The organism is Methanoregula sp., assembly GCF_002835825.1.
In the GTDB taxonomy this organism is placed as follows: Archaea; Halobacteriota; Methanomicrobia; order Methanomicrobiales; family Methanospirillaceae; genus Methanoregula.
On the sequence record NZ_PIZH01000034.1, the window covers coordinates 1 to 10,334 of the forward strand.

Sequence of the window (10,334 nt, forward strand, 5' to 3'; positions counted from 1 at the left end):
CGCTGCCGAGCGTGGCGGCTGCGCCTACGACATTCTTCCGTAGGGGCACCTGTTCTTCCTTTATCCGGACACAGACGCCGGCCTTCTTTGCCACATCGTTGATGGCACTCGCGAAACCGCCACGGGGCGGATCTTTCATGGCATGGATGGTACCGGCTTCGTGGACCTTCTCCATCATGCCGGAGAGGGGGGAGACATCCGAGAGGATCTGTTCGCCAAGGTCGAACCCTTCGCGATGCGCCATGATGGCAAGGCCATGGTCACCGAGCGTGCCCGAGACGATGATCACATCGCCAGGAACGAGTCCGTTATCCCGGACAACCTTCTTCGCAATCCCGATACCGGCCGTGTTGATGGCGATCCCGTCCAGCGCCCCGCGTTCCACGACCTTCGTGTCGCCCGTGACGATACTTGCCCCGGCCTCTCCGAGCGCCTCGTCCATGGAGGCAACGATCCGTTCCAGGTCGGCAGTATCGAAACCTTCCTCGATGATCATCCCACAGGAGAGCGCTATAGGCTTTGCCCCCATCATGGCAAGGTCATTGATCGTGCCGCAGACCGAGATCCGGCCAATGTCCCCGCCCGGGAAAAAGATGGGGCGGACAACATGCGAATCCGTGGTGAAGACTAAATTTTCCCCGGCAAACGGGATCACGGCCCCGTCATCGAGCGCTTCAAGACCGATCCCGCCGGCATTGTTGTGCTTGAACTTCGTGAGCGTCTGTAAGAGCTCGCCCATCACTTCACCGCCGGCCCCGTGCATCATGTTGACTTTCATGGTTTAATCCTCAATATCGATCTCGATGTTTGTCACAACAATCTCCCGTCCCTTCACCAGCTCGGGAAGCGCCCCGCACTTCGGGCAGACATAGACCTCACTACCCTCGTACCCACACGGGCACCGGGTCTGCGGCTCGATCTCCTTACAGTCAAGCACAGCGTCATGGAACAGGGGGTCATCCTCTTTGATGGTGTCAAACAGGTAGACAACCTGCTCCGGGTTCACCATTGCCATCTTCCCGACCTCGACATTGATCTTCATGACCTTTGTCGCCTTGTGCCCGAGCGCGGCAGTCCGTGCCGTAGCGTACAGGTCATATGCAATGGAGTACTCGTGCATCAGTTCTCCATAGCGGAAAAGACGTCCTTGAAGAGTGCCCGGGTCTCGAGGCCCTCCTCGCGGGAGAGGCGCTGGATAGCGAACCCTACATGGACGAGGACGAATTCCCCGACCTTGACGTCAACGAGGTCAAGCCGCACCTCCTGTCTGAGTTCGCCGTAGTCCACGACGCCAATATTTCCATCCTTGATCTCAATGACTTCTGCGGGAATTGCAACACACATCGATAGTCCTCTCAAAGAGTGTCTGAATGGTACTGTGGGCGTTCCCATTACATAAAAACACTGAAAGGGAACACAGGGGAATGCTCGCCTAAAAAAGAGATCACAGCCGGCAGACCTGACAATGAACATTCAATGAAACAGGTGTTCGATCATGACCATCGTTACCAAAAACAGGAAATAACGCCGGGGAAGAGATTTGAACTCTTGAGGTGCAGGGCACCAGTAGCTTTCAAGGCTACCGCCTTCCCGGACTAGACTACCCCGGCAGTGCTCCATATGTTGGCTCCGATATATAAAAAAGGCTTCTTTAGAAAAAGACAGGTGCAGGGCGATCCGGAATAACGCCCGGTTGCCAACCGGTCAGGTGCGTGACCGGTTCCACAGGAAGATGCCTGCTGCAAGGGCTGCTGCCCCTAACAGGGGGAAGAGGGAGGCCCGTTGTGTCTCCGAGGCAGACATATCCCCGGATGACCGGAACGGCGCCGGGACCGTGCGGCTCACGTCAATCAACCCCACATTCTCGCCAAAGAGGAAAACATCATCCGTAACAGAATACTGGTACGGGTAGATCTTGAAGTACAGGGTCTGGCCGTTTCCGAGGATCTCGACACGTTCCGGGTTCTGATCTCCCTGTTCGTTCACCATATGGAGGATCCCGGAATCATCGCTGTACTCGACAACCCAGTCAAGGGTCTTTGAGGTATACAGGGTGACCGGGCCGCTGCTGGCCCGAACAATGAAATAGGCCGGCGATCCCCGCGAGGACCGGGCCTGGGCCGACAGAATTCCGGAGGTGCCTCCCGCGGGAGCAACAGTCTGCACGGGCGTTGCGATAACACCGCTGCCGGAATTCGTGGTGGTGATGGTGCGTGAGCCGGCATACCCGCGTGCATCCGTGAAACTCACTTCATAGGAGCCCGGGGCGGGAACCGTTACCTCGAACGCGAAATGAGCATTATTGTCCGTGTGGACGTACTGCGGCCCGAACACCACGGCCCCGGAGGGATCAATGACCTCGACCTGGATCCCGGCATTCTCCAGTCCACGGATGTCCCCGGAAAGGTAAATCTTGCCGGTAAATTCCTGGGTTAAAGGCGTGTCAAGATGGATATCTGCTGACCGGTCGTAGATTGTGACCATGCGCATGGTGACATCGTCGCTGTTTGCCGTTGACGGGACCTCGACTTTATAGGTTCCGGTTTTCAGGCCGGTGGTATCAAACACGGTCCGGAAACTCTTGTCGGAAAGGACATAGGCGATCTTGCGCTGTACTTCGGTGGTCGTTGTCAGCTGGTAATACAGGACAACATCTATAGGGGTCCCGGTCCCGAATGTTGTTATGCCGGTCACGACAAGGGGTTTCCCTACTGACACAGAATCCGGTGCCTGGATGTTGATCTGGTATGCCAGCACCGGGGCTGACAGCAACAGAAGTCCCATGATCAGCAGTACAGCCTTTTTCATTCACTATTCCCCGCTGACCCCGGATTAACCGTCCCATGAGCGGAAACCTTATTTCAGGGTCATGTTTCGATCAATGGTAAGTTTCGTGGATATAATAGCATTCTCCTGATGCAGGATCGCTGCGGAGACTGGTGCAACTCTGCCCGATCACTATGGCTCTCTGAAAATGTTCCCGTACCCTTTCCTGCATAGTGGCCAATACAGGGGGTCGCCAGCAGAGTGTATTTCATCCCTCCGGACCAACACATACGATAGAAATGAACGTGGAAACACCGGAAAAGCCCCTCGCCTCCTGGCGGGGGAAAGAGAGGCACGGCAGTGAACAACTGGACTGCCTCACCATCATCTTCAAAAGCGGTGGCTGCAGCTGGTCAAAGTGCCGGATGTGCAGTTACCGGCATGAGCGATACGGGAAAACCGACTGCAGCGAACTTCTCTCCCGCCTCCGCGCCCAGCTGGCATGGGTAATCCGGGAAAACAAGCCGGAAGAGTACCGGATGGTAAAGATCTTCACCTCCGGGAGTTTCTTCGACCCGGTAGAGGTCCCCCCGGCATTTCTTGCCGATGTTGCCACTGCGTTCCATGGGAAATTACTGATCGCGGAGACACGCCCTGAATATATCAGCCGAGAAACTCTGGTCCCGTTCATTGAAAGCCTTGATGACGGGAGCTGGAAGACGCCACTCTACTGCGCAATAGGACTTGAGACAAGCAATGATTTCATCCGGGAAAAATGCATCAACAAGGGCTTCTCCTTCTCTGACTTTACGAATGCTGCATCAGCTGCCCGCTCTGCCGGTGCCGGCGTCAAGGCATATCTTCTCTTCAAACCGCTCTTCCTGACGGAAGGGGAAGCAACCCGGGACATGGAGACGACATTCCGGGATATCCTCCCGTATGCCGATCTCGTCTCCATGAATCCCTGCACCGTCCAGCGGAGCACGGAACTGGAATACTACTGGAAACGCGGGGCGTACCGGCCGCCCTACCTGTGGAGCGTCCTGAACTTACTGAAGAATGCGCCCGTGCACATGACCTGCGACCCACTCGGCGGGGGACAGAAGCGCGGGCCGCACAACTGCGGGAAGTGTGATTACGAGATTGTCAGGGGTATACGGGACTATTCCCTGAATGCCGACCGTGAGCTCATCGCGGCGCTGCTTGAGACAGAGTGTGCGTGTAAAAACGAGTGGCAGTATGTCCTCGAAAACGAGAGGCCGTACTGCATGCCGCTGACGGGATGAAAATTACTTTTTTCCGGTGGCTGCTGCCTGGCTCTGGATCTCAAGCTGCCGGGCAAGCAGCGGGAGGAAGGTTCCGGCATCCGACACTACTCCGATAGCCTGGGTAGTCCCGCGGTCCATCAGTTTTGTCACATGGGCCGGGTTGATGTCCACGCAGATGGTCTTGACGCTGGAGGGGAGGCAGTTGCCGACCGCGATAGAATGGAGGAGCGTTGCCACCATCAGCACCATGCTGCAGCCATGGATGTGCTTACGCATGGCATCCTGGGCAACCATGACGTCCTGGATGACATCTGGCAGCGGCCCGTCATCGCGGATGGAACCTGCAAGGACATACGGCACATTGTGTTTTATGCACTCGTACATGATCCCGTTTTTCACCACGCCTTTTTCCACGGCTTTCCGGATCGATCCGGCACGCATGATCTCGCTGATGGCGTACAGGTGGTGATTGTGACCCCCGGTAACCGGCTTGCCGGTGGTAATGTCCATACCGAGCGAGGTTCCGTACAGGCTGTTCTCGATATCGTGGGTTGCCAGGGCATTTCCGGCAAAGATTACATCGATGTACCCGTTGCGGACCATGGATGCCACGGCATTTCCCGCGCCAGTATGAATGATTGCCGGGCCGCCGACAAGGGCGATCTTACCGCCTTTCTTCCGAAGGTCGAGGATCTCTTTTGCAATCTGGGCGATAAGCGTCTCGCTGGGGCGTTCGGACGAGACCGTTCCGTGCATGAACTCGAACGTGCTCTGCTCGCGGGGACGTTCGGGATAGGTAACACTGACCCCCTGTTCCCCGACAACCACCAGGTTGCCTTTCCGGATCTTCCCAAGGGGCATGGCGGTTGCCGTCTTCCTGTCAGGGTCAACGACGATGAGGAAATCCATCTCGATAGAGCCGACCGGAACCCATTCGCCATTGTATTTCACCTGCGTCGGGTGGTTGGATGTGGTGTAGAAGCCCTTTGGAACAACGCGGTCAGCTTCGGCAGGGACGAGGCGGATGTCTTTTACTTCGACCGGGCTGCCACCGAGACGGTGGACTTCCGAAAGGATGGCATGGAGTTTCTCTTTGCCGGATGCGCCGATGCGAAGCCGTGCGTAACTCGTATCGGTCTTTTTCTTACCCACTTCAAAGACAAGGATCTCGAAGTTTCCGCCCATATCCATGACCCGGTCCGTGAGCTGCATCATGACACCGGAAGCAATGATATGGCCCCGAAGCTCGATCTCCTGCGTCTCTACCATACTACAGAAATCTAGGGCGATGATCCTTAATATGCCTTCCATAAGAAACCCTAACCTCTCGTATTCTGTTTTGATAAACTCAATTTGGGAAGAATTCGGATTATTCTATTTGAACCGGCCGGTCAGGGGACGGATTCTGCCGTATAAACGCCTCAGCACGTTCATAATCTGCCGGCGTATTGACATTCAGGGCAAGACGGGGATCGTTTACAAGAAGACGATACTCGTCCTGTTCTTCACCGGCACGATTCCCGCGGATGATATTAATACCCACCGGGCTCGCTTCTGTGCCCCCGATCTTTTCGCGGTAGGGCATACTCTCGCGGCAGCTGGTCACCGCTGTTGCGGGCACCCAGGTTGAAAGCGCGTCTTTTCCGGATTTTTGGTAGGCTTGCCTGATGGATAGCACCACGGATTCCGTGATGCAGGGGATGTCTGCAACCGATACGAAAAGGGGGCCGTCCTCGTCAAGCGATCGTACGGCCTGGACCATATCATCGATATAGCCACGTCCATCCGTACGGCAGAAGACAATACCATTTGCCCGGCACCAGTTTGCCGTCATGGGAGTCTTCGGGGAGCCGGCAACAACCGGTTCACACCCGGCGTTCTGAAAGGCGTGAATGACATATGCGATCATGGGCCGGCCACAGATGAGGGCAAGGGGTTTTTCCCCGCTACTGAGCCGGCTGCCGGAACCTCCGGCCATAATCAGTGCACGCATGCTCTAAATGCCTCGATGAGGGCCCGGTTTTCTTCACGGGACATGACCGCGATTCGGATGCAGGTTGGCAGGCCAAAGGACGTACAGTCACGGACAAGAACGCCATGATCCGCAAGCATCTCACAGAGCGGGGATGCATTCTGTCCGCAATCGAACAGGATGTAGTTTGCGCGGGTGGGGGTACACTTCATGCCGAGCGCTTCCAGCTCTGCTACCAGGAATGCCCGCTCATGTTCAATTGCTGCCCTGGACGCAGCCAATTCATCAAGATGAAGGAGCGCTTCCATAGCATAGGCCTCGGCATAGGCATTCACGCACCAGGGCGAGCGGGCTGTCTCGATCTTCCGGATGAGATCCGGATCGCCAAAACCGTAACCAAACCTGATACCCGGGACGGCAAAGCACTTGGTGATCGAGCGCAGGACAAAGAGAGAGGCGTCGCGGATATCGACTACGCTCTGCTGCGGATCGGAGAGCTCGATGAATGCCTCATCGCAGAAAAGGATGGAACCAGTATCTTTTGCAGCGGAGAGTTTTATCCTGACTTCATCCTTTGAGACCAGCTGCCCTGTGGGATTATTGGGATTGCAGAGGAACTGCACGGATGCGCTGCGGGGATCTGTGACGCGGGAAGCACCGGCAAGTGCGGCGGAGAGTTCGTATTCGCCGAATGTCGGGGATTCTGCAAAGAATGTGCGGGGGATTTCCGGGTCGCGGTAGCGTACTGAACAGAATGCCCGGAGCACTTCGATGGACCCATTTCCCACGCATATCTCTTCAGGATTGCGGTGGAAGACCTTCCCTATCCGGTCCTTGAGCGAAGAATAGGAGTCATCCGGATAATATTTCAGGCACTCAGGGTCCAGGTGCCACGCGAACCGGGGGACGCTGGGATTAACGCTCGCGCTGAAATCCAGCACGGATTTACGGGTTTTTTCCTGCTGCCGCTTCCCGATTCCCCCATGTACGACCCGTTCCGGAAAGCCGGCAACCAAAGAATTCCGCTCCTTTTCTCAAATACTTGGTAATTCTGCCATAAATGCGTTGTGAAGCCGCCTTTGCCGGCAGAGAAAAAAGTATTTATAGGCAAACGTGTTAGTTAGAATCATCTGGTTAAGTCAGACACAAGGGTTCTCTTTGTCTGACATATGAACGACAAATGCCAGACATATGTCAGAAATGTGAGATACAATGATGCAAAGAATCACGCTCCGGTTGCCAGAACAGCAGATCAACCTGCTCCAGCAGATGGTGGATTCGGGAGAATACCCGAATGTATCAGAAGCGGTCCGGGCAGCGGTCCGTGAACTTGTTGAAAAACGAGCGAGTCGTGTCCTTAAGGAAAGTGACCAGGTTTCATTCAAGGTTTGAGAGGGTAGTAGAAATGCAGAGTATAATCAACGACGCTTTAAAAAATGCCGAGCTGGAAAAAGAGATCAACAAGCCCGGCAGTGCAAATGCAATGGAAGATGACTTTGTCGGCCAGCCGAGGATCGTTATTATCGGCTGCGGTGGTGCAGGAAACAACACCGTGAACCGTATTCACCACATGGGTGTTTCCGGTGCTGAGACCATCGCCATCAACACCGATAAGCAGCACCTGGACATGATCCAGGCTGACAAGCGCATCCTCATCGGCAAGTCCCTGACCAAAGGTCTCGGCGCCGGTGGTTACCCCGATGTCGGTAAGAGGGCAGCCGAGATGGCACGCCCGACACTCGAGGCAATCCTCGAATCCGCAGACCTCGTCTTCATCACAGCAGGTATGGGTGGAGGTACCGGTACAGGCTCTGCACCCGTTGTCGCACAGATTGCAAAGGAACAGGGCGCAATCGTCGTTGGGATGGTCAGCTACCCGTTCCAGGTCGAGAAGGCGCGCCTGATCCGTGCAGAAGAGGGTCTCGAGTCACTCGCCTCCGCAGCAGACTCTGTCATCGTCCTCGACAACAACCGCCTCAAGAACTTCGTCCCGAACCTGCCGCTCGGCCAGGCCTTCTCGGTCATGGACCAGCTCATTGGTGAGACCGTCAAGGGTATCTCCGAGACCATCACCGAGCCGTCGCTCATCAACATCGACTACGCTGATGTCCGCGCCATCATGTCCAAGGGCGGCGTTGCCGTCATGCTCGTCGGGGAGAGCAAGCAGCAGAACAAGGCAGAGAGCGTTGTCCGCGAGTGCCTCTCCAACCCGATGCTCGACATCGACTACCGCGGAGCAACCGGCAGCCTGATCCACATCACCGGCGGCACGGACCTTACCCTGCAGGATGCAGAGGAAGTCGCAACCTCGCTTACGTACGAGCTCGACCCCCACGCAGATGTCATCTGGGGTGCCCGAGTCCGGCCCGACATGGAAGGCAAGATCCGCGTCCTCGCGATCATGACCGGCGTCAAGAGCGCACAGATCCTCGGCACCCGCCAGTCCTACAAGACCGTTGTCCAGGAGATCGACGCCAAGCGCGCCAACCCCCGCGCAGTCGAAATGCCCGTACAGCGCAGGACCAGCGGCGGCAGAGACCAGCCCAGCGGTGGCGGCGTCCTTGAATGGGTCGGTTAACCACGCACAACCTGAATCAATTACCATTCCAGCCCAACCCCAAAATCCATAATCCAAAATCCGTTGGTCCCTCAAATACCAACTAACACCCTTTTTGCCATTTTATAAAAACGCAGGAGATTATCGCCATGGCATCACGACGCTACATCACAAACGAGAACCCGGTCCGGGAAGTGAACCTGCAGAGCGCAAAACTCTTTGAAAGCGACCTGGAATTCCTCCGGGCACGGGGGATACCGGTGCGTACAGCGCTGCGCGAAGCTCTTCACGAGCACGTGAAGAAGATCCGGTCACGGGGACTCCCGGCCATGACCCCTGAACAGCGGGCAGCATTCATCCTGAATGGTAAAGTAGTGGCGGGAGATGTGCCCCGGGAATAACCGCAGGCCGCTGTATGATGTGCCCGGTTGTGATGGCAGGATTCCCAACACCCGATAAAAAAAGCCCCCGTTTCAGCCGGAGTCACGGCGAAACACTTAATAGCCCACTCCTCCTTTAAAATATAGTACATTCGACCAATCCTTCACTGGGAGAATGGGGGCGACATTCCGCAGGAATGATAATGCCCCGGTATCGGGAGTTGAACATCATGAACAGAGTGTCGAACAAAGACTTCGAAGCGGAGTCTTCCCTGAATTCTGCGCTAAGTATCTTTTCTGATGTTTTTCGTCCTGCATCCTGTATGCAGAGCACGCAAACTTTCGGGTCGGGAAGCCAGCACAAGGCTCCCGTGATTCCGGAGATCTCGCACGGACTGGTGTGTGCTTTCCCAGGAAGGACAATCTGATGAGGAGTTGGTAACGCATGTTGAATGACCTGATGGAAAAGAGAAAGAAAACCCTTGCTGAGTCTGAAGAACACAAAAACCACCGGAACGAGCTGAATGCGAATGCCAGCAAGTTCGCCCGCGAGCGGAACACCTTAAATAACCAGACCCGCGAGTTTGTCGAAGAGGCGCAGAAGAACAAGGACCTCCGGGACAAGTACAACCAGGAAGTCCTCGATATCAAGGCCCAGAGAAACGAGCTCAACGACAAGGCAAACGTCCTGTTCGAGGACATCGAGTCCTTCAAGAAGGAACACGGCACCCAGAAGAACCGCGGCGTCAAGGAACTCCAGAAGCAGATCGAGTACATGGAGTACCGCCAGCAGACCGAGGTCTTCACCACTGACAAGGAACGCGAGCTGATCGAGAAGATCAAGCAGATGAAAGGCCAGGTCCGCGAACAGGAGGCCGAGCTCGAGCAGAACAAGGAGATGCGGACCAAGATCACCGAGGCACGGGATTTCCGGAAGGCTGCATCCGACCTCCACGCGAAGGTGACCGAAGTAGCAGAGCTCGCCCAGAAGCACCACGACCTGATGGTCGAATCCTACCGCAAGGCCGACAAGTCACGTGAAGCTGCCGATGCCGCCCACAAGAGCTTTGTCGAGGCACAGGAGTCCGCAGATTCCGAGCACAAGTTCTTCATCGCCTGCCAGAAAGAACTCCGCGACTACGACAAGGTCATCTCCGGCCTGCGCAAGAAGACCAAGAAGGTCAAGGTCACCAAGGAACAGAAGGCTGTCCGGAAAGAAGCAGAGAGCCTGTTCAAGAACTTCCGCGCCGGCGAGAAACTTACCACTGACGATATCCTGCTCCTCCAGCGCTCAAAACTCATCTGATCTCTTCACTCCTTTTTTGTTTTTCTGCCGCCAGCAATGATTTAATAGATTTACGGCATTTTTATAGTACAATGACAGAGGGGCG

The 10,334-nt window shown here is 55.7% G+C and carries 12 protein-coding genes and 1 tRNA gene; 5 read left to right on the plus strand and 8 right to left on the minus strand.

All coding sequences use genetic code 11. The annotated features are described in order from the left end of the window. The 5 genes from hypE to CW742_RS02430 all read right to left on the minus strand — a co-directional run. The coding region (gene hypE / locus CW742_RS02410; RefSeq protein ID WP_292416019.1) for a hydrogenase expression/formation protein HypE at nucleotides 1-778 on the minus strand (778 nt) is incomplete at its 3' end. 3 nt (nucleotides 779-781) lie between these two features. Further along, nucleotides 782-1,120 (minus strand): hydrogenase maturation nickel metallochaperone HypA, encoded by a 339-nt coding sequence (locus tag CW742_RS02415; RefSeq protein ID WP_292416021.1) that lies wholly within the window; start codon nucleotides 1,118-1,120, stop codon nucleotides 782-784. After that, nucleotides 1,120-1,344 carry a HypC/HybG/HupF family hydrogenase formation chaperone gene (locus CW742_RS02420; RefSeq protein ID WP_292416023.1) on the minus strand — a complete coding sequence of 75 codons (225 nt, stop codon included), beginning with the start codon at nucleotides 1,342-1,344 and terminating at the stop codon, nucleotides 1,120-1,122. The genes CW742_RS02415 and CW742_RS02420 overlap by 1 nt, the downstream gene beginning before the upstream one ends. Nucleotides 1,345-1,525: 181 nt before the next feature. Further along, a tRNA-Ser gene (locus tag CW742_RS02425) sits at nucleotides 1,526-1,610 on the minus strand. A 94-nt stretch (nucleotides 1,611-1,704) separates the two neighbouring features. After that, the gene (locus tag CW742_RS02430) at nucleotides 1,705-2,808 is read right to left on the minus strand and encodes a hypothetical protein (protein WP_292416025.1); all 1,104 of its coding nucleotides are present in this window, start codon (nucleotides 2,806-2,808) and stop codon (nucleotides 1,705-1,707) included. A gap of 257 nt (nucleotides 2,809-3,065) precedes the next feature. Between CW742_RS02430 and CW742_RS02435 the strand changes: the two genes are divergently transcribed. Next, nucleotides 3,066-4,052, plus strand: coding sequence for an archaeosine biosynthesis radical SAM protein RaSEA (locus CW742_RS02435; protein WP_292416027.1), 987 nt, complete (start codon nucleotides 3,066-3,068; stop codon nucleotides 4,050-4,052). A 3-nt stretch (nucleotides 4,053-4,055) separates the two neighbouring features. Here the strand turns inward: CW742_RS02435 and CW742_RS02440 are convergent, their stop codons facing one another. The 3 genes from CW742_RS02440 to CW742_RS02450 form a co-directional block, all read right to left on the minus strand. Next, nucleotides 4,056-5,303: a TIGR00300 family protein gene (locus tag CW742_RS02440; RefSeq protein ID WP_292416029.1), complete on the minus strand. Its 1,248-nt coding sequence runs from the start codon at nucleotides 5,301-5,303 to the stop codon at nucleotides 4,056-4,058. 100 nt (nucleotides 5,304-5,403) lie between these two features. Beyond that, nucleotides 5,404-6,027 carry an NTP transferase domain-containing protein gene (locus tag CW742_RS02445; RefSeq protein ID WP_292416031.1) on the minus strand — a complete coding sequence of 208 codons (624 nt, stop codon included), beginning with the start codon at nucleotides 6,025-6,027 and terminating at the stop codon, nucleotides 5,404-5,406. Further along, nucleotides 6,015-7,022 (minus strand): histidinol-phosphate transaminase, encoded by a 1,008-nt coding sequence (locus tag CW742_RS02450; RefSeq protein ID WP_292416033.1) that lies wholly within the window; start codon nucleotides 7,020-7,022, stop codon nucleotides 6,015-6,017. Before CW742_RS02450 ends, CW742_RS02445 begins: the two co-directional genes overlap by 13 nt. 196 nt (nucleotides 7,023-7,218) lie before the next feature. Between CW742_RS02450 and CW742_RS02455 the strand changes: the two genes are divergently transcribed. From CW742_RS02455 to CW742_RS02470, 4 genes are all read left to right on the plus strand, one after another. Beyond that, the gene (locus tag CW742_RS02455; RefSeq protein WP_015285751.1) at nucleotides 7,219-7,398 is read left to right on the plus strand and encodes a type II toxin-antitoxin system ParD family antitoxin; all 180 of its coding nucleotides are present in this window, start codon (nucleotides 7,219-7,221) and stop codon (nucleotides 7,396-7,398) included. A gap of 13 nt (nucleotides 7,399-7,411) precedes the next feature. Continuing rightward, a complete protein-coding gene (gene ftsZ, locus CW742_RS02460) occupies nucleotides 7,412-8,584 on the plus strand; it encodes a cell division protein FtsZ (RefSeq protein ID WP_292416038.1) in 1,173 nt (390 codons plus the stop codon). Nucleotides 8,585-8,712: 128 nt separating this feature from the next. Next, nucleotides 8,713-8,964, plus strand: a complete 252-nt coding sequence (locus tag CW742_RS02465; RefSeq protein ID WP_292416040.1) for a hypothetical protein — start codon at nucleotides 8,713-8,715, stop codon at nucleotides 8,962-8,964. Between the two features lie 424 nt (nucleotides 8,965-9,388). Further along, nucleotides 9,389-10,249 (plus strand): coiled-coil protein, encoded by an 861-nt coding sequence (locus CW742_RS02470; protein WP_292416042.1) that lies wholly within the window; start codon nucleotides 9,389-9,391, stop codon nucleotides 10,247-10,249. Nucleotides 10,250-10,334 lie beyond the last annotated feature (85 nt).

Excerpts from the sequence above, each read along its gene's own strand:
- CW742_RS02470 (WP_292416042.1), top strand. The coding sequence starts at position 9,389 with ATGTTGAATGACCTGATGGAAAAGAGAAAGAAAACCCTTGCTGAGTCT.
- CW742_RS02415 (WP_292416021.1), bottom strand. The coding sequence starts at position 1,120 with ATGCACGAGTACTCCATTGCATATGACCTGTACGCTACGGCACGGACT.
- CW742_RS02465 (WP_292416040.1), top strand. The coding sequence starts at position 8,713 with ATGGCATCACGACGCTACATCACAAACGAGAACCCGGTCCGGGAAGTG.
- CW742_RS02440 (WP_292416029.1), bottom strand. The coding sequence starts at position 5,303 with ATGGTAGAGACGCAGGAGATCGAGCTTCGGGGCCATATCATTGCTTCC.
- CW742_RS02445 (WP_292416031.1), bottom strand. The coding sequence starts at position 6,027 with ATGCGTGCACTGATTATGGCCGGAGGTTCCGGCAGCCGGCTCAGTAGC.
- CW742_RS02435 (WP_292416027.1), top strand. The coding sequence starts at position 3,066 with ATGAACGTGGAAACACCGGAAAAGCCCCTCGCCTCCTGGCGGGGGAAA.
- CW742_RS02430 (WP_292416025.1), bottom strand. The coding sequence starts at position 2,808 with ATGAAAAAGGCTGTACTGCTGATCATGGGACTTCTGTTGCTGTCAGCC.
- ftsZ (WP_292416038.1), top strand. The coding sequence starts at position 7,412 with ATGCAGAGTATAATCAACGACGCTTTAAAAAATGCCGAGCTGGAAAAA.
- CW742_RS02455 (WP_015285751.1), top strand. The coding sequence starts at position 7,219 with ATGATGCAAAGAATCACGCTCCGGTTGCCAGAACAGCAGATCAACCTG.
- CW742_RS02420 (WP_292416023.1), bottom strand. The coding sequence starts at position 1,344 with ATGTGTGTTGCAATTCCCGCAGAAGTCATTGAGATCAAGGATGGAAAT.